The organism is Microbacterium testaceum, assembly GCF_006539145.1.
GTDB classification, from domain to species: Bacteria; Actinomycetota; Actinomycetes; order Actinomycetales; family Microbacteriaceae; genus Microbacterium; species Microbacterium testaceum.
In genome coordinates this window covers 638827-656984 of sequence record NZ_BJML01000001.1, presented here as the reverse complement: position 1 = coordinate 656984, position 18158 = coordinate 638827, and the positions used below count along the sequence as shown (strand labels likewise).

The 18158-nt window shown below is 69.7% G+C and carries 19 protein-coding genes; 3 read left to right on the top strand and 16 right to left on the bottom strand.

Annotated features, from left to right (window positions below):
• Positions 1–477 precede the first annotated feature (477 nt).
• The 10 genes from pheT to infC all read right to left on the bottom strand — a co-directional run bounded on the left by pheT (position 478) and on the right by infC (position 9808).
• Positions 478–2988 (bottom strand): phenylalanine--tRNA ligase subunit beta, encoded by a 2511-nt coding sequence (gene pheT, locus MTE01_RS03155; RefSeq protein ID WP_141375631.1) that lies wholly within the window; start codon positions 2986–2988, stop codon positions 478–480.
• The gene (gene pheS, locus MTE01_RS03150) at positions 2988–4028 is read right to left on the bottom strand and encodes a phenylalanine--tRNA ligase subunit alpha (RefSeq protein WP_103210477.1); all 1041 of its coding nucleotides are present in this window, start codon (positions 4026–4028) and stop codon (positions 2988–2990) included. The genes pheT and pheS overlap by 1 nt, the downstream gene beginning before the upstream one ends.
• Before the next feature lie 55 nt (positions 4029–4083).
• On the bottom strand, positions 4084–5007 hold the full coding sequence (locus tag MTE01_RS03145) for an amino acid ABC transporter permease (RefSeq protein ID WP_170210597.1): 924 nt from the start codon (positions 5005–5007) through the stop codon (positions 4084–4086).
• Positions 5004–5654 (bottom strand): amino acid ABC transporter permease, encoded by a 651-nt coding sequence (locus MTE01_RS03140; RefSeq protein ID WP_094733477.1) that lies wholly within the window; start codon positions 5652–5654, stop codon positions 5004–5006. The genes MTE01_RS03145 and MTE01_RS03140 overlap by 4 nt, the downstream gene beginning before the upstream one ends.
• Before the next feature lie 77 nt (positions 5655–5731).
• On the bottom strand, positions 5732–6652 hold the full coding sequence (locus tag MTE01_RS03135) for a glutamate ABC transporter substrate-binding protein (RefSeq protein WP_103210473.1): 921 nt from the start codon (positions 6650–6652) through the stop codon (positions 5732–5734).
• A 130-nt stretch (positions 6653–6782) separates the two neighbouring features.
• The gene (locus MTE01_RS03130; protein WP_103210470.1) at positions 6783–7541 is read right to left on the bottom strand and encodes an amino acid ABC transporter ATP-binding protein; all 759 of its coding nucleotides are present in this window, start codon (positions 7539–7541) and stop codon (positions 6783–6785) included.
• A 75-nt stretch (positions 7542–7616) separates the two neighbouring features.
• Positions 7617–8414 carry a TrmH family RNA methyltransferase gene (locus MTE01_RS03125; RefSeq protein WP_141375629.1) on the bottom strand — a complete coding sequence of 266 codons (798 nt, stop codon included), beginning with the start codon at positions 8412–8414 and terminating at the stop codon, positions 7617–7619.
• A 112-nt stretch (positions 8415–8526) separates the two neighbouring features.
• Positions 8527–8910 (bottom strand): 50S ribosomal protein L20, encoded by a 384-nt coding sequence (gene rplT / locus MTE01_RS03120; protein ID WP_056227445.1) that lies wholly within the window; start codon positions 8908–8910, stop codon positions 8527–8529.
• Between the two features lie 29 nt (positions 8911–8939).
• On the bottom strand, positions 8940–9134 hold the full coding sequence (gene rpmI / locus MTE01_RS03115) for a 50S ribosomal protein L35 (protein ID WP_013583375.1): 195 nt from the start codon (positions 9132–9134) through the stop codon (positions 8940–8942).
• 47 nt (positions 9135–9181) lie between these two features.
• A complete protein-coding gene (gene infC, locus MTE01_RS03110; RefSeq protein WP_115920336.1) occupies positions 9182–9808 on the bottom strand; it encodes a translation initiation factor IF-3 in 627 nt (208 codons plus the stop codon).
• Between the two features lie 244 nt (positions 9809–10052).
• On the opposite strand from infC, the gene MTE01_RS03105 reads away from it, so the two are divergent.
• A complete protein-coding gene (locus tag MTE01_RS03105) occupies positions 10053–10478 on the top strand; it encodes a DUF1844 domain-containing protein (protein WP_371861588.1) in 426 nt (141 codons plus the stop codon).
• 356 nt (positions 10479–10834) lie between these two features.
• Here the strand turns inward: MTE01_RS03105 and MTE01_RS03100 are convergent, their stop codons facing one another.
• Genes MTE01_RS03100 through MTE01_RS03075 form a run of 6 tightly spaced genes read right to left on the bottom strand, consistent with a single transcriptional unit; the run spans position 10835 to position 15155 of the window.
• The gene (locus tag MTE01_RS03100) at positions 10835–11629 is read right to left on the bottom strand and encodes an SseB family protein (protein ID WP_103210466.1); all 795 of its coding nucleotides are present in this window, start codon (positions 11627–11629) and stop codon (positions 10835–10837) included.
• Positions 11613–12359: a bifunctional 1-(5-phosphoribosyl)-5-((5-phosphoribosylamino)methylideneamino)imidazole-4-carboxamide isomerase/phosphoribosylanthranilate isomerase PriA gene (gene priA / locus MTE01_RS03095; protein WP_103210464.1), complete on the bottom strand. Its 747-nt coding sequence runs from the start codon at positions 12357–12359 to the stop codon at positions 11613–11615. The genes MTE01_RS03100 and priA overlap by 17 nt, the downstream gene beginning before the upstream one ends.
• Positions 12360–12405: 46 nt before the next feature.
• Complete coding sequence (hisH, locus tag MTE01_RS03090; RefSeq protein WP_141375627.1) at positions 12406–13056, bottom strand: imidazole glycerol phosphate synthase subunit HisH; 651 nt, start codon at positions 13054–13056, stop codon at positions 12406–12408.
• Positions 13053–13667 carry an imidazoleglycerol-phosphate dehydratase HisB gene (gene hisB / locus MTE01_RS03085; protein WP_103210459.1) on the bottom strand — a complete coding sequence of 205 codons (615 nt, stop codon included), beginning with the start codon at positions 13665–13667 and terminating at the stop codon, positions 13053–13055. Before hisB ends, hisH begins: the two co-directional genes overlap by 4 nt.
• Positions 13664–14758, bottom strand: coding sequence for a histidinol-phosphate transaminase (locus MTE01_RS03080; protein WP_103210456.1), 1095 nt, complete (start codon positions 14756–14758; stop codon positions 13664–13666). The genes hisB and MTE01_RS03080 overlap by 4 nt, the downstream gene beginning before the upstream one ends.
• 46 nt (positions 14759–14804) lie before the next feature.
• On the bottom strand, positions 14805–15155 hold the full coding sequence (locus MTE01_RS03075) for a LysM peptidoglycan-binding domain-containing protein (protein WP_116238379.1): 351 nt from the start codon (positions 15153–15155) through the stop codon (positions 14805–14807).
• Between the two features lie 258 nt (positions 15156–15413).
• Here MTE01_RS03075 and lexA point away from each other — a divergent pair, with 258 nt between their 5' ends.
• Positions 15414–16103: a transcriptional repressor LexA gene (lexA, locus tag MTE01_RS03070; protein WP_103210451.1), complete on the top strand. Its 690-nt coding sequence runs from the start codon at positions 15414–15416 to the stop codon at positions 16101–16103.
• A gap of 151 nt (positions 16104–16254) precedes the next feature.
• Positions 16255–18141: a S9 family peptidase gene (locus MTE01_RS03065; protein WP_141375625.1), complete on the top strand. Its 1887-nt coding sequence runs from the start codon at positions 16255–16257 to the stop codon at positions 18139–18141.
• Positions 18142–18158 lie beyond the last annotated feature (17 nt).

Below are 18158 nucleotides of genomic sequence, written 5' to 3'. Positions count from 1 at the left end.
CGACGCCCGTATGCCCGACCTGTGGCGGGTTACGAGGTCGCCGAGAATCGGCGCGCGACCCGACGTCGACGCTCGCCACCGGTGCTCACGAAGAGCTCCTCGGTGCGCACGGTGATCGACGACATGTGGCGAGGGTAACGGCAGCGGAGGCGGAGGGGCAAATCAACGCCGGTGTCGCCGCAGACTTCGGGGAGACGCCGCGCCGGCGACACCCTCCCACCACGTCCCCCGAATGGGGGACACGAAGGGCTTATGCTGTGAAACCTGCCCTCATCGCCGCGCACGTCCGACTGCCCCCCTTACCGGCGATGAGGGCAGACTCCTGTGCGCACGCGGGCGCCTCCCTCCCGGGCGCGTGCCGAGGCGGCCCGGTCCAGCCTCGCGGCCGTCACACACCGCCCCGCACGACGAGACCCTCGCGGAACGCCGGAGCGCCGCACGGCGCGAGCCGGCGGCGCTCCGGGTCGTGCAGAACGGTCAGTCGCGGATGGCGGCACCGAAGCGCTCGGCGGCCACGGCGACACCCGCGAGCTTCGCCGCGGTCGCCTCGGCCGCGGTCAGCGTGCGGTCCTCGGCGCGGAAACGCAGCGCGAAGGTCAGGCTCTTCGTTCCCTCGGCGAGGCCCGGGCCGCGGTAGTCGTCGACGAGCCGGGCGCCTTCGAGCAGCGGAGCCCCGCCCTCGAGCAGCGCGGCGCGCACCGCGCCGGCGGCGACATCGATCGGCAGCGTCAGAGACACGTCCTGCGTGGCGGCCGGGAAGCCCGAGAGGGATGCCGCGACCACGCGCGCGTGTGCGAGCTCGAGCATGGCGTCGAGGTCGAGCTCGGCCACGAGAACGCGACCGGGCAGATCGGCGGCCGCGGCGACGACGGGCAGCAGCTCTCCGACGTAACCGATGTCGGTGCCCGCGGCGAGCACGCGAGCCGTGCGACCCGGGTGCAGCGCCGCGCGCTGCGCTTGCACCAGCTCCACATCGAGACCGGCGGCGGCGGTGAGCACTCGGACGGCATCCACGGCGGCGGCGAGGTCCGCGGCCACCGCGGGCTGACCCGGCTGCTTGGCAACGGTGTGTCCCGTCAGGAGCACGGCGACGTGGCGACGCTGCGGCGGGATCGACGCGTCGAGGGCCGTGAGCGTCGCGGCATCCGGTCGCACCGCCAGCGGCGGGACCGACGAGGTGCCGTATCGCACGCCGGGCTTCGGGAGGAAGACCGTGCCGGTCTCGAACAGCGCGAGGTCGACGATGCCGCGCGACACGTTGCGGTGCGCGACCTGCAGCAGGGCCGGAACGAGCGAGCGACGCAGGAACGGCGCCAGTCCGTCGAGCGGGTTCGCCAGCTTCACGCTCGGCAGCGGGTCACCGGACGGTGAACCGTGCAGGGCGTTCTGCTCCTCCGTCGTGAACGGGAACGACGGCGTCTCGACGAAGCCGGCCGCGGCCAGGGCGTTGGCCACGCGGCGGCGCCCCTGCTGCGCGGCGGTGAGCCCGCGACCGGACGGGGGCGTCGGCAGCACGGACGGGATGCGGTCGTAGCCCTCGATGCGCGCCACCTCTTCGGCGAGCGTCCACTTGTCGCTGAGGTCGTGGCGCCACGACGGGGCGGTCACCGACCACCCTCCGTCGCGCTCCTCGACCGTGCATCCGATGAGTCGCAGCGCCGACACGATCTCGTCATCGGTGTACTCCACGCCGATCAGTCCGGGGACGAAGCCCGCGGGGAGCGTGATCGCCTCGCGACGGTAGCTCGAGCCGAGCGACCCGCCGAGCTCGGTGTCGAGCGTGCCGCCGGCCAGCTCCACCATGAGCGAGGCGACACGCTCCGCCGCGACGTACGGCACGAGCGGGTCGACGCCGCGCTCGAAGCGCCGCGATGCTTCGGAGGGGAGCTTGTGCCGACGCGCCGTTCGGGCGATCGACACCTGGTCGAACGTCGCCGCCTCGATGAGGACGTTCCGAGTCGCGTCGCTCATCTCGGTCGGACCGCCGCCCATGACACCGGCGAGGCCGATGGGGCCCGACTCGTCGGTGATCAGGAGGTCTTCGGAGTCGAGCGTGCGCACCTGACCGTCGAGGGTCTCGAGCTTCTCGCCCTGCTCCGCGCGGCGCACCGTGATGCCGCCCTGCAGCCGGTCGAGGTCGTAGCCGTGGATCGGCTGGCCGAGCTCGAGCATGACGTAGTTCGTGATGTCGATCAGCACGCCGAGCGAGCGGATACCGGCGAGCGACAGGCGCGTGATCATCCACGGCGGGGTCGGACGCGAGGGATCGACGTCGCGGACGATCCGCGCGACGAACTCCGTGGCGCCCTTGCGTCCGCGGATGGGAGCCTGGTCGGCGACCGTGATCGGGAAGCCCGAGGGCGTGCGTCCCGCGGCGCCGTCGTGGCCGAGGCCCGGATCGCGGAAGTCCGCGCCGGTCGCGTGCGAGTACTCGCGGGCGACCCCGCGCAACGACAGGGCGTAGCCGCGATCGGGAGTGACGTTGATCTCGACCGCGAGGTCATCCAGACCGAGCAGCGCGATGGCATCCGTGCCGACGGGCGCATCGATTCCCAGATCGATCAGACGCAGGATGCCGCTGTGCTCGCTGCCGAGACCCAGCTCTTTCGCCGAAGCGATCATGCCGTCGGAGACGTGGCCGTAGGTCTTGCGAGCCGCGATCGGGAAGGGTCCGGGCAGCACAGAGCCGGGCAGGGTCACCACGACCTTGTCGCCCTCGAAGAAATTGCCCGCACCGCAGACGATGCCGCGCACTCCCCCGTTCTCGGTTCCGACGTCGACCTGGCACCAGCGGATGGTCTTGCCGTTGGACTGGGGCTCGGGAGTGAACTCCTTCACCTCGCCGACCACGATCGGGCCGGACAGCTCGAAGCGGTGCACGTCCTCCTCTTCGAAGCCGACCGACACCAAAGCCGCGAGGACGTCCTCGGGCGTGGCCTCGGCGGGCACGTCGACGTACTCGCGCAACCAGGAGAGCGGGACGCGCATCAGACCACCATTCCGAACTGCTCGCTGAATCGGACATCGCCCTCGGCCATGTCGCGCATGTCTTGTACGTCGCTGCGGAACATGAGCGTGCGCTCGATGCCCATGCCGAACGCGAAGCCCGAGTACTCCTCGGGATCGATACCGGCGGCCCGCAGGACGTTGGGGTTCACCATTCCGCAGCCGCCCCACTCGATCCAGCGCGCCCCGCCCTTGAAGGTGGGATGCCACAGGTCGAGCTCTGCGCTCGGCTCGGTGAACGGGAAGAAGTTCGCGCGGAAGCGCGTCTTGGCCTCGGGCCCGAACAGCACGCGCGCGGCGTGGTCGAGCGTGCCCTTGAGGTGGGCCATCGTGATGTTCTTGTCGATCACGAGACCCTCGAACTGCGTGAACACCGGCAGGTGCGTCGCGTCGAACTCGTCGGTGCGGTACACCCGGCCGGGGCAGAGCACGTAGATCGGCAGGTCGCGCTCGAGCATCGACCGAACCTGAACCGGGCTGGTGTGGGTGCGCAGCACCAGGTGGCGCGCGACCGGGTCGACGAAGAAGGTGTCCTGCATCTGACGCGCGGGGTGGTCGACGTCGAAGTTGAGCGCGTCGAAGTTGAACCACTCGTGCTCGAGCTCGGGGCCCTCCGCGATCTCCCAGCCCATGCCGACGAAGATGTCCGACACCTGCTCCTGCAGGAGCGAGATCGGATGCCGTGCCCCGACGCGTGCGCGCTGCGGCAGCGCCGTGACGTCGATGCGCTCGGCCTCGAGCTGGGCGGCGGTCTCGGCTTCGGCCAGCTCGCTCTCGCGGGCGGCGAGCGCCTGGTTCACCTGACCGCGGGCCTGCCCGACGAGCTTGCCGAAAGAGGCCTTGTGCTCGGGGGCGACGTTGCGCATCTGGGCGTTCAGCTGCGCGAGGGAGGACTGCTCCCCCGTGTGCGCGGAGCGGGCGGACTTGAGCTCGGCCGTGGTCGCGGCGGCGGCGATGGCGGCAAGGGCCTCATCGACCGCGGAGGCGACGGCCTCAGGGGTGATCTCGGGTGCGTCGGACACGAGATGAGAGTCTACCGACGGGCGGGGACACTCCCCCGCCCGTCGGACCGATGACTCAGATTCCGCCGCCGCTACCCGCGTCGTACTTGCCGAGGCCGCGCTGGGCGACGATCAGCTCGGTGTCGGTGCCGGTCTGTCCCGCGGGCTCCGCGGGAGCGACGTTGCCGCCCTTGGGCGAGCGGCGGAGGCCGAGCTCGACGCGGTGCGCGGTGTACGACAGGGCGAGGCACATCGCGACGTAGATGACGCTGGCGACCATCGCGGCCGGGATCAGCGGCGACCCGTATTCGCCGTTGGAGCCGAGAAGACGAGCGAAGTACAACAGCTCGGGGTACGTGATGATGAAGCCGAGAGCGGTGTCCTTCAGGGTCACCACGAGCTGGGCGATGATCACGGGCAGCATGGCGCGGATGGCCTGCGGGAGCAGGATCAGGCGCATCACACCGGCCTTGCGGAGCCCCACGGCGTAGCCGGCCTCGCTCTGTCCGCGCGGGAGCGCCTCGACGCCGGCGCGGATGACCTCGGACAGCACCGAGCCGTTGTAGAGGATCAGGGCGATGACGACCGCCCAGTACGACGACATCTTGATGCCGATGACGGGCAGACCGTAGTACAGCAGCAGCATGAAGACGAGGACGGGGACGGCGCGGAGCAGTTCGACGACCCAGCCGACGGGGAGGCGCACCCATCGGTGGTCGGACATGCGGCCGATGGCCAGGATGAAGCCGAGGACGAGCGCGCCGACGGCCGCGACGGCGAACGCCGCGAGCGTCGCGAGGGTCGCCTGGCCGAAACGCTCCCAGATCGCGCTGTAGCTGAAGACGTTCCACTTCGCCGCCGAGAACTGGCCGGTGTCGATGAAGCGCCAGACGACGAAGCCGATGACGGCGGCGACGAGGACGAGGGTGACGACGCCGAGGATGCGGTTGCGCAGCTGTGCGCGGGGACCCGGTACGTCATAGAGGACGGAGGAGCTCATCGGACGACCTTCCACTTCTTCTCGGCCGCGTTCTGCAGCGCCGCGAGCAGCAGGACCAGGATGACGAAGACCGCCATCACCAGAAGGATGGTGACGAGCTGGTTCTCGCCGTTCTCGCTCATCGTCGCGCGGATGTTCCCGAGGTTGACCACCGAGAATCCGGCGGCGACGGTGGTGTTCTTGAGCAGGGCGATGAAGACGCTCATCATCGGGGGAATGACCGAACGGGTCGCCTGGGGCAGGACCACGAGCGTCATGACCTGGCCGAAGCCGAGACCGAGAGCGCGGGCCGCCTCCGCCTGGCCGACGGGCACGGTGTTGATGCCCGAGCGCAGTGTCTCGGCCACGTAGGTCGCCGTGTAGATGCCGAGGCCGCACACCGCGAGGGTCAGGAAGCTCCCGCGCGGGACGTCGATCAGCAGCGGCACGCAGAACGCGAAGAAGAACAGAACCAGCGTGAGCGGGGTGTTGCGGATCCAGTTCACGTAGACCGCGCCGACCGCGCGGGCGATGGGCACGGGCGAAACGCGCATGGCCGCCACGATGAAGCCGAGCACGAGCGCAATCAGGCCGCCGCCCACGAAGAGCACGACCGTCCCCCAGAGCGCCTGCGCCCACAGGTCGGGATAGTCGAAGATCTGGTTCACCGTACGCTGTCCGTTCTTTCTCGTCGTGCTCGTCGGGGGGTGCGGGCGGCGCGGAGTGCGCCGCCCGCACCGGGAGATCAGCTGACGGGGTCGACCGCCGGCTGCTCGCCCTTGACGCCCGAGGCGCCGAGGTTCTTCTCGAAGATGGCCTCCCAGGTGGAACCGCCGTCGGTGAACATGGTGTTCACGAACTCCTGGAAGGCGGTGTCGCCCTTGGTGATGCCGACGCCGTAGCGCTCCTCGCTGAAGGGCTCGCCCGCGATCTTGAGGTTGTCGGGATCCTGGGCGGCGTAGCCGAGGAGGATGGCCTCATCGGTCGTGACCGCGTCGACCTCGCCGTTCTTGAGCTTCTCGACGCACTGCGAGTAGGTGTCGAACTCGACGACCTTGGCCGGAGTCTGCTCGCGGATGCGCTGGATCGGCGTCGAACCGGTCACCGAGCACACGGTGGTCTCGGCGGTGAGCGAGTCCTTGCCCGTGATGGTGTCGTTGTCGGCGGCGACGAGCAGGCCCTGACCGGTCAGGAAGTACGGACCGGCGAACGAGATCTGGTCCTTGCGCTTGTCGGTGATCGAGTAGGTGCCGACGTAGTAGTCGATGTCGCCGTTGATGAGCGCCTGCTCGCGGTTGGCCGACGCGATCGCCTTGTACTCCACCTTCGAGGTGTCGGCCGGGTCGTAGCCGAGCGAGGCGGCGATCCAGCGTGCGACGTCGACGTCGAAGCCCTTGCGCTCGCCCGTCACGGGGTCGAGGTAACCGAGACCGGGCTGGTCTTCCTTCACACCGACGACGATCTTGCCGGCGGAGGTGATCTTGTCGAAGGTCTTGCTGCCGTCGATCTTGACGTCGCTGGCGACCGCGCCGTACACGGGGGTGTCGGAGCCGCTGCCGCCGTCGGAGCCGGGGGCAGCGCCCGGGGTGCCGCTGTTGCAGGCCGTCAGGGCCAGCAGGCCGGCGGCGACGATGCTCGCGCCGGCGAGAAAACGAGATTTACGCATGTGATGTCTCCTTGGTTACGTGTGCTGTGCGGATACAAGAGTCTGGAGAGCACGCGGCGAATCGCCCGGGGCGGAACTGCGCGCTTCGGCGAGGAACCTCTTCGTCCGTCGCCGTCATGATGGGGGCTCGTCAGTGGGTGATGAGCTTCGAGAGGAAGTCTTTCGCCCGGTCGGACTCGGGGCTCGTGAAGAACTGCTCGGGCGTCGCCTGCTCGACGATCTGCCCGTCGGCCATGAACACCACGCGGTTCGCGGCCTTGCGGGCGAAGCCCATCTCGTGCGTGACGACGATCATCGTCATGCCGTCTTTGGCGAGGCCGACCATCACGTCGAGCACCTCGTTGATCATCTCGGGGTCGAGAGCCGAGGTCGGCTCGTCGAAGAGCATGACCTTGGGCTTCATCGCCAGCGCGCGGGCGATCGCCACGCGCTGCTGCTGACCGCCCGAGAGCTGGGCCGGGAGCTTGTCGGCCTGGTGTCCGACGCCCACGCGGTCGAGAAGCGCACGCGCCTCTTTCTCGGCATCCGCCTTCTTCATCTTGCGGACCTTGATGGGCCCGAGCGTGACGTTCTCGAGGATCGTCAGATGTGCGAAGAGGTTGAACGACTGGAACACCATGCCGACGTCGGCACGCAGCTCGGCCAGACCCTTCCCCTCTTTGGGAAGCTCCTTGCCATCGATCATGATCGAACCGCTCGTGATGGTCTCGAGGCGGTTGATAGTGCGGCACAGCGTCGACTTGCCGGACCCCGAGGGTCCGATCACCACGACGACCTCGCCGCGGTCGACGGTGAGGTCGATGTCTTTCAGAGCCTGGAACTGCCCGTAATGCTTCTGGACGTCGGCGACGACGACCAGGGGCTCGGTCTTCGGGGGAACGGATGCCATGCCTTCACCCTATGAGGATGCTGGGCGCCCGACCACATTCCGGCGCACGCCTTAACCGTTCTGTAACAGCAGGCGTCAGCGCGCCCGTTGGGCGAAAGCCGTCTCGTACAGGCACACGCTCGCCGCCGTGGCCAGGTTCAGAGACTCGGCGCGACCGTAGATCGGCAAGCGCAGAGCGAGGTCCGCCTGGGCGAGGGCGGACTCGTCGAGTCCCCGGGCCTCATTGCCGAAGAGCCAGGCCGTCGGCTCCGATAGAAGCCCTCGGGATGCCAAGAAGTCGGTGCCCTCGACATCGGCGGCGACGATGCGCAGCCCCGCCTGGTGAGCGCTGGCGACGACGTCCGAGAGTTCGAGCTCGACGGCAACCGGCACATGGAACAGCGATCCGGTGGTCGAGCGGACGACCTTCGGGTTGTAGGGGTCGACGGTGCGGCCGGTCAGAATCACGGCGTCCGCGCCCGCGGCATCCGCGGCCCTGATGATGGTGCCGAGGTTCCCGGGGTCGCGCACCTCCTCGCAGATCGCGATGAGGCGCGGCTCCCCGGCCAGGATGTCCTCCAGCGCGGTGGGTGACTGACGCGCCACCGCCACGATCCCCTGGGGCGTGACCGTATCGGCCATCGCGTCCAGAACCGCCTCGGTGGTGACCTGCAGATCGACGCCCGCTCGCTCCGCGGCCTCGCGCACATCCGTGTGCTTCTCGAGCGCGGCAGAAGTCGCATAGACCTCGAGCACGGTCCGGGGGGCCCAGGCGAGCGCCTCCCGAGCGGCCTGCGGGCCTTCGAGCAGGAACAGACCCGTCTCTTGGCGGGCGGCGCGCTTGCTGAGCTTGGCCACGGCGCGCACCCGCGGCGAACGAGGGTTCTCGAGCACGTCACCAGTGTATGACCCCGGCGGAATGCTGCTCGGGACGCCGCGCGAACGACCCGCAGGAACAACGAAACGGGCGCCCTCCGAAGAGGACGCCCGCTCGAGAGGACGTGTCTTACGCGGTCTTCGCGGCGTTGACGTCGGTCGGCAGCGCAGCCTTCGCGGTCGCGACGAGCGACGCGAACACGGCGGGCTCGTTCACGGCGAGCTCGGCGAGCATGCGACGGTCGACCTGCACACCCGCGAGACCGAGGCCCTGGATGAAGCGGTTGTACGTCATGCCGTTCGCGCGCGAGGCGGCGTTGATGCGCTGGATCCAGAGACGACGGAAGTCGCCCTTGCGCTTGCGGCGGTCGCGGTACGCGTAGACCAGGGAGTGGGTGACCTGCTCCTTGGCCTTGCGGTACAGACGCGAACGCTGACCGCGGTAACCGGAGGCGCGCTCCAGGATGACGCGACGCTTCTTGTGGGCGTTTACCGCCCGCTTGACTCTAGCCATTTCTCATTCTTCCTAACGTGCGTCGGCGCTCAGAGGCCGAGGAGCTTCTTGGCGACCTTGGAGTCACCCTTGGCCAGGACCTGCTCCTGGTTGAGGCGACGAGTGCGCTTGGAGGCCTTGCCCTCGAGGTTGTGGCGCATGCCGGCCTGCTGCTTCATGAGCTTGCCGCTACCGGTGAGCTTGAAGCGCTTCTTGGCGCCCGAGTGGGTCTTCTGCTTCGGCATCTGTCTTCCTTCGTTGGGGTTCCCGCCGGAGCGGGAGTCGGGGAGCTTTACTCGGCGGACGCCGGAGCAGCTTCGTCTGTGGGTGCCGAGTCGCCTCGAGCGGCGCTGCGCGCGGCCTCACGGTTCGCCGTGCGCTGCGCGTTCTGCTCCGTCTTGACCTCGGACTTGTTCTTGTGAGGAGCGACCACCATCACCATGTTGCGGCCGTCGATCGTGGGGTTCGACTCGACGGTGCCGAACTCGGCGACGTCTTCGGCGAACTTGCGAAGCAGACGGACGCCCTGCTCGGGACGCGACTGCTCGCGACCACGGAACAGGATCATGGCCTTCACCTTGTCGCCCGCCTGAAGGAAGCCTTCGGCGCGCTTGAGCTTGGTGATGTAGTCGTGCGCCTCGATCTTCAGACGAAACCGGACCTCTTTGAGGACGGTGTTCGCCTGGTTACGACGCGTCTCTTTGGCCTTCTGAGCGGCCTCGTACTTGAACTTGCCGTAGTCCATGATCTTGACCACGGGCGGCTTCGAGCTCGGCGCGACCTCGACCAAGTCGAGGTCCGCTTCCTGGGCCAGGCGCAGCGCAGCTTCGATTCGGACGATGCCGACCTGCTCGCCGTTGGGTCCGACGAGACGGACCTCCGGGACTCGGATGCGCTCGTTGGTGCGGGGATCGCTGATGCGGAACTCCTCTTTCGTACGGGTGGTGGCCGCCGCGATCCGTCGGAATCGCGGGCGAAGAGGAGAACACGCCACCCGGCACGGTGCTTTCGGCACCGGCTTCTGCACCCTGACGGCCCCGTGCGAAACGAAGCGGAGTGCGGGAACCCGGTAGCCTGGAGCGGCAAGCGCGGGTGGGATGTGATCCTCTTTCGTACGGAGTGAAACACTCCGAAGCCCGCCATAGTCTAGCAGAGAGATTCACGTGGACACGATCCCCTCCGACCAGCCCGCCGACGACCAGGCCGCGCACCGCCACGGAGCCGAAGACGAGCGCCTCGCCCGCTGGGAGGAGCAGGAGCGCGCGGCCTCGTCCGCCACCCGCGACATCGCCGACGTTCCGGCCGTCGAGGTCATCACCACGGCCGCCGTGCACCTCATGAGCGCCGCCGCTGTGAAGACCGGCCTCGCAGACGACCCCGGACAGCAGCTCGACCTCGACGAGGCCCGCAAACTCATCAACGCGCTGGCCGGCCTCATCACCGCCGGGGCCCCCGAGATCAGCGACATGCACGCACGTTCGCTGCGCGACGGTCTCCGGTCGCTGCAGCTCGCGTTCCGCGAGGCATCCACGATCCAGGACCCGATCGGCAAGGGGCCGGGCGAGAAGTGGACGGGGCCCGTCACGTAAGTCGGTCGTACTGGGGTACCGGACTGCGGGGGTGCCCTTTCCCAGGTCGAGAGCGGGGCCCCTACCCCGATCGACCAGGGAAAGGGCACCCCCTTCGTCCTGTGCCGCAGGCCGCCTCTTCCGTGACCGCTGAGGGTGTGGGAGCGGCCCCCTACCCCGATTGCCTGGGGAAGGGGGCATCACTGCGCCCTGTGCCGCAGGCCGCCTCTTCCGTGACACCCGTACGGGTATGAGCGGGGCCCCTACCCCGATCGACTCGAGAAGGGGCACCCCCTTCGTCCTGTGCCGCAGGCCGACTCCACCGAGACTGCGGGGGTCTCGGAGCGCGTGCCGTCGGACCGAAGTCGACAGACGGCTCAGACGTCGGTGCTGCGGTGGAGCTTGACCGTCAGCGAGTCGACCAGCACGGCGATGCGGTCGTCCGCCGACCAGCGGCGGGCGAGGCGCGCCAGCGTGGCATCCAACTCCTCCTGCTCGAGGCCCGACATGAGCTGCAGGTGGACCACGAGTTCCGGGCCGCGAAGGCGACCGGTGGGATCCCCCGACTCGACGGCGAGGTCCAGCACGGCGAGCTCGCCCGAGATGCTCTCCTGCAGGCCCGTGAAGATCGAGGGAGAGGTGTGCGCGGGCTCCCACGGCTCACCCTGGGCGATCGCCCAGACGGCCGGACGACGGATCACGAACTCCGTCTCCGACGCGGGGTCGACGACGATGAGCTCGGTGTCCTCCGACGCCGCCGCCAGGGCCGTGCGGCGCCCGTCGGCGGGGACCGGGCGGGCCATGGCATCCCACGCCTGGAGAGCTGCCACCGAGGTGAAGACCGGAAGCACCTTGCGGCCGTCCGGTGCGGCGACCGTCACGATCGAGAGCTCCTGCGTCTTGTCGACCTCGAGGCCGTGCGCACCGACGCCGTGGTCGCCCTTCTCGGCGACCAGGGGAATCAGCAGGCGCGCGTCGCGATAGGCATCGACGATGGCACGGGCATCGCCCTCGCCGGCACGGAACGCCAAGAGAGAGGCGAGCAGCGCCGGATCGGCGGAGCCGTCGTCGCCCGAGTGCTGATTGGGCTGGAAGCTCCGGCCCTCCCACGGAACGCCGGCGGAATCCCCGTGGATGCCGTGGCCGTGCGGATCGTCAGTGTCCGGCGACATCCAGGGCCTCGGCCAGGGTGAACTGACCCGCGTAGAGCGCCTTGCCGACGATCGCGCCCTCCACTCCGAGTGGCACCAGCTCGCGCAGCGCAGCGATGTCGTCGAGACTCGAGACGCCACCCGAGGCCACGATCGGCTTGGGCGTGCGCTGGGCCATCTCGCGCAGCAGCTCGATGTTGGGACCGCGGAGCGTGCCGTCCTTGGTGACGTCGGTCACGACGTAGCGGCTGCAGCCGGCGTTCTCGAGGCGCTCGAGGACCGTCCACAGGTCACCGCCGTCGCGGGTCCAGCCGCGCGCCGCCAGAGTCGTGCCGCGCACGTCGAGACCGACCGCGATCGCCTCGCCGTAGCGGTTGATGACGTCGGCGGCCCACTCGGGGTTCTCGAGGGCCGCGGTACCCAGGTTGATGCGGGTCGCTCCGCTCTCGAGCGCCGCCTCGAGCGAACGGTCGTCCCGGATGCCGCCGGAGAGCTCGACCTGCACGCCCTTGACCTGCTTGATCACCTTGCGCATGACGCTCGCGTTGCTACCGCGGCCGAACGCGGCGTCGAGGTCCACGAGGTGGATCCACTGCGCGCCCTGGCGGGCGAAGTCGGCGGCAGCATCGACGGGGTCGCCATAGCTGGTCTCGGTACCGGCCTCACCCTGGGTCAGACGGACGGCCTTACCGTCGGCGACGTCGACCGCGGGAAGCAGCACAAGTTCGGGCGTGGACGCGAAATCGTTCATGGCTCCTCGCACCCTTCGGCGCATCTCGCCGAGCCGGGGCACGAGGTCACACAGTAGTCGCGCGCAGCCCGTCGATCCAATTGGCGAGCAACCGGATACCGGCTTCACCCGACTTCTCCGGGTGGAACTGCGTAGCCGACAAAGGGCCGTTCTCGACGGCCGCCAGGAAGGGCGCGCCGTACGTGCACCAGGTCAGGACCGGCTGAGGGAACGGCGGGGTGACCTCGAGCGACCAGTCCTGCGCCGCGTACGAGTGGACGAAGTAGAACCGCTCGCCGTCGAGTCCGTCGAACAAGCGCGATCCCTCACCGGATGCCACGGTGTTCCAGCCCATGTGCGGGAGCACCGGCGCCTCGAGCTCGGCCACGGTACCGGGCCACTCACCCAGCCCGGGGGTGTCGGCGCCCCGCTCGATGCCACGCTCGAACATGACCTGCATGCCCACGCAGATACCCAGCACGGGGCGACCGCCCGCCAGACGGCGATCGATGATCTCGCCGCCGCGACTGTCGTTCAGCGCACCCATGACCGCGCCGTACGCGCCGACGCCGGGAACGAGCAGACCGTCGGCGTCGAGCAGCAGGGAACGATCGGCGGTGAGCCGGGCGTCGGCTCCCGCCTCGATGAGCGCTTTGACCGCGGAGTGGACGTTGCCCGAGCCGTAATCGAAGACGGCGACGACGGGTTTGCGGGTCACAGCGCGCCCTTGGTACTCGGGACACCGTCGACGAGGGGATCGAGAGCCTTGGCCTGACGGAAGGCGCGCGCGAGCGCCTTGTACTCGGCCTCGGCGATGTGGTGCGGGTCGCGTCCACCCAGGACGCGCACGTGCACGGTCAGACCGGCGTGGATCGAGATCGCCTCGAAGGAGTGGCGAACGAGTGAACCGGTGAAGTGACCGCCGATGAGGTGGTGCTCGAAGCCGGCGGGCTCACCGGTGTGCACGAGGTACGGGCGCCCGCTGATGTCGACCACGGCCTGCGCGAGGGCCTCGTCGAGCGGCACGAGGGCGTCGCCGTAGCGAGCGATACCGGACTTGTCGCCGAGCGCCTGGCGGATAGCCTGCCCGAGCACGATCGAGGTGTCTTCGACCGTGTGGTGCGCATCGATGTGGGTGTCGCCCGTCGAGCGGACGCGCAGGTCGGTCAGCGAGTGCTTCGCGAACGCGGTGAGCATGTGGTCGAAGAACGGCACGCTCGTCGAGATGTCGCTGACGCCGCGTCCGTCGAGGTCGAGCTCGAGCTCGACTCGGGACTCACTCGTCTCGCGCGCGATCGAGGCGGTACGGGGCGAGGCGGGGCCGGTCATGACCGCGATCCTACCGAGGCCAGCGCGTCCAGGAATGCGGTGGTCTCGTCGGCCGTTCCCGCGGTGACGCGCAGGTGGTGGGCGATGCCGACGTCGCGGATGAGGACGCCCCGGTCGTACAGCGCCTTCCAGGTGGCCGCCGGGTCGTCGACGCCGCCGAACAGGACGAAGTTGGTCCACGACTCGTGGGCGGTGTAGCCGAGGGCCGACACCGTGGCCGAGATCCGGTCGCGCTGCGCGACGATCTCGTCGACCATCGACAGCATCGTCTCGGCGTGGCCGAGCGCGGCGGTCGCCGCCGCCTGCGTGAGGGCGCTCAAGTGGTACGGCAGCCGCACCAGGCGGAGGGCGTCGACCAGCGCGGGGTCGGCCGCCAAGTAGCCCACCCGGGCGCCCGCGAAGGCGAAGGCCTTGCTCATGGTGCGCGAGACCACCAGACGCGGGCGATCGGGAAGCAACGACACCGCCGAGGGCTCGTCACGGGGGGCGAACTCCTCATAGGCCTCGTCGACGATCACGATGCCGTCGGTCGCGTCGTACACCGCCTCGACGACGTCGAGGCGCAGGGGGGTGCCCGTCGGGTTGTTCGGCGCGCAGAGGAAGACGATGTCGGGGCGCTGCTCGCGCACCTGGGCGGCGGCCGACTCGGGCGACAGGGTGAAGTCGTGCTCGCGTTCCCCGACGATCCAGCGCGCGCCCGTGGCACGCGTGAGGATCGGGTACATCGAATAGGTGGGGGCGAAGCCCATCGCCGTGCGACCGGGGCCGCCAAAAGCCTGCAGAATGTGCTGAAGCACCTCGTTCGAACCGTTGGCCGCCCAGATCTGGTCGGGGTTCAGACCGTGCCCGAGGTATCCCGCGAAGGCCTCGCGCAGACCGGTGAACTCACGGTCGGGGTAGCGGTTGACGTCCCGCAACGCCCGAGCCACGGCATCGAGGATGTCGTCAGCCACCTCGGACGGAACGGGATGCGTGTTCTCGTTGACGTTGAGCGCCACGGGCAGTGCGGCCTGCGGGGCTCCGTACGGGGTCATGCCCCGCAGATCGTCGCGAAGAGGAAGGTCGTCGAGGCGTACGGTCACCTCACCCATCGTAGGCGTCGAGGGAGGGCGGAGTGCGCGAGCCGGGTCGGGGCGCTCAGGCCGCGGGGGCGTACTCGGCGGGGATCGCGATGCGCTGACCCGCCGACACCGAGCCGCCGGGAAGAGCGTTGAGGCGAGTGATCTCGGCGACCACGTCACGCGGGTCGGCCGAGGGGGCCACGTCTTCAGCGATGGACCACAGGGTCTCGCCGCTCATGACGGTGATCTCGGTGAACGCCCCGGCGGGGGCGCCGGCGTCGCCGGACGCAAGGGCGGACCCGCCGCCGACGATCGCCACGGCAAGCACGGCGACGATCGGAAGCGAGACGAGGAACGCCACGACACGACGGCCGCGCGCGGTGATGCGCAGGCGGGTGGACGGGGCGGTGAGGGCGATGCTGCTCATGATGTGCTCCTTGGTGGGGAGAGATTCGCACCCCGCCCTCGGCCGGGAGGGCGGTGGTGCGAATCTGTATTCCGAATCTATCTTCGAACCTGTTCGAGTGTCAAGACGTCGTGTATCGCATACGAATCGAACGCGACACGCGTGGGGCTCCGTGTCATTCGGGTCGTCGACCGGATACGGTTTCGACACGGAGACCTCATCACCAACCTCCGACATTCGAATTTCCGCCGTGGTTCCCGCGGCGCGAGGGGAGCACAGATGACCGACGCGACGACCGCTGCCGGCCGCGAGCGGCCGCAGACGCGGCGGCGGAAGAACCTCAGCGACAAGCAGCTGGCGATCCTCGAAGTGATCCAGCGCTCGATCGCTCGGCACGGGTATCCGCCGAGCATGCGCGAGATCGGCGACGCGGTCGGCCTCAAGTCGCTCTCGAGCGTCACCCACCAGCTCAATCAGCTCGAGCTCAGCGGATATCTCCGTCGCGACCCCGGCAAGACACGTGCGATGGAGGTGCTCATCGATCTTCCCGGCGCCGCCGCCGAGAACCCCGCCGACACCGCCCCCGCCCTGGGCGACGCCGCCCTCGTGCCCCTGGTCGGTCGCATCGCCGCCGGCGTGCCGATCACGGCCGACCAGCAGGTCGAGGAGATCTTCCCTCTCCCGCGCCAGCTCGTCGGAAAGGGCGACCTGTTCATGCTCAAGGTCTCGGGCGACTCCATGATCGACGCGGCCATCTGCGACGGGGACTGGGTCGTCATCCGCTCTCAGGCCACCGCCGAGAACGGCGAGATCGTGGCCGCCATGCTCGACGACGAGGCGACCGTCAAGACGTTCCGCCGGCGCGACGGCCACACCTGGCTCCTCCCCCGTAACAGCGCGTTCGAGCCGATCCTCGGCGATGAGGCGGTCATCCTCGGTCGCGTGGTCGCCGTGCTGCGCACCGTCTGATCGCACCATCCAGGGCCGGATGCCCGCACGCGCGGCGGCATCCGGCCCTCTGCACGCTCCGGGCCGCTCGGCACCTCACCCGCCTTCGGGTTCCCACGGATGCGGGGCGATCGCCGGGTCGAATGTCGGAGCCCCTGCCTAGGCTGGTGTCATGGCTGACACGCTCCCCTACGGTTCCTGGCCCTCCCCGATCACGGCCGGGTCGGTCGCGCAGGCGTCACCGCGGGTCGACGGAGCGCGGCTCGTGGGCGACGAGATCTGGTGGGGCGAGTCCGTCCCCCACGAAGCGGGTCGCGTCGCGGTGAAACGCCGCCGGGCCGACGGCTCGATCGATACGGTGCTCCCCGCACCCGCCAATGCGCGCTCCGCGGTCCACGAGTACGGCGGCGGCGCGTGGACGGCGTCCGACGACGGTGAGCTGTACTACGTCGAGAAGACCGACCAGCGCGTGTACGCGCTCCGTCCGGGCGAGACCGCGCGGGCGCTGACTCCCGCCGACGACGCCGTACGCCACGGCGGCCTCCGCTGGGAGCACGGCGTCCTCTTGGCCGTCCGCGAGACCCACGGCTCTTCCCGAGTTCCGCGCCGGGCGATCGTGCGCATCCCGCTCGACGGAACAGTCGAGGTGCTCGCCGAGGGCAGCGACTTCCTCGCGCAGCCGGCCCTCTCCCCCGACGGTCGGCGTCTGGCCTGGGTCGCCTGGAACCACCCCGACATGCCGTGGGATGCCACGGTCCTGCGCGTTGCCGACCTCGAGACGGGATCCGTCCGCGATGTGGCGGGCGGCGAGGCTCGCGCGCCGCTGCAGCCCGTCTGGATAGCGGACGACGAGCTGCTCTACGCCGACGATCCCGACGGGCGCTGGAACCTCTTCCGCCGCCCTCTCGACGGCGACGCCCAGGCCCTCGCCCCCGCTGACGCCGACACCGGCGGCGGCCTGTGGGTCCTCGGCACCCGGTGGTTCGGGGCCGCCGCCGACGGGCGCGTCGTCGCGGTCCGCACCAACGGAGCCGACGACATCGTCGAGATCGCCCCCAGTGGCGTGCGCCCGGTCGGGGTCCCCGTCGTCGCGGGAGCCGCGATCGACGATGTCCGCGACGCGCGCGTGCTCGTCTCGGGGTCCGATGCGGGCGGACGCTCGGGACTCTGGCTGGTCGACCTCGAGTCCGGCTCGGTCGAGCTCGTCACCGGCGGTGCCGGCTCCTGGGGGGACGAATGGATGCCGGTAGCCCGCGCCCTGTCGACCGACGGCCCCCATGGCCCGGTGCACGCTTTCGCCTACGCCCCGTCCAACCCCGACGTCACTCCCGCCGCAGACGAGCGGCCGCCCTACGTCGTCCTCGTCCACGGTGGACCCACCTCGCACGTGGGTCCCGCCCCCTCGGCGAAGACAGCGTTCTTCACCAGTCGCGGGATCGGCGTTCTCGACGTCAACTACGGCGGCTCCACCGGTTACGGGCGCAGGTACCGCGACCGACTCAAGGGACAGTGGGGCGTCGTCGATGTCGATGACGTCGCCGCCGCGGCATCCGCCCTCGCCGAGGCGGGTCTCGCCGACCCCGGTCGTCTCGCCGTCGCCGGCGGATCGGCGGGCGGGTGGACGGTGCTGGCCGCGGTGACCCGCACCGACGTGTTCTCGGCCGGTATCTCGCGCTACGGCGTGGGAGATGCTCGCGCTCTCGCCGAGGACACCCACGATTTCGAGGCTCGCTACCTCGACGGACTCATCGGCCCCCTGCCCGAGGCCGAGGCGGTGTATGTCGAGCGATCACCTCTGGGGCGCCCGGATCTGTTCCGCGTACCCCTGCTGATCCTGCAGGGCTCGGAAGACAGAGTCGTCCCGCCCTCGCAGGCCGAGGCCATCCGCGATGCTCTCACCGCGCACGGCGTGCCGCACGCGTACGTGCTGTACGAGGGCGAGGGTCACGGCTTCCGGCGGTCCGAGACGGTGATCGACTCGCTCGAGCGCGAGCTCGGCTTCCTCGGCGCGGTGTTCGGCTTCGAGACCCCCGGCGTCCGGGCACTCGAGCTCAGCTGACCTCTCGAGGCGCCGGA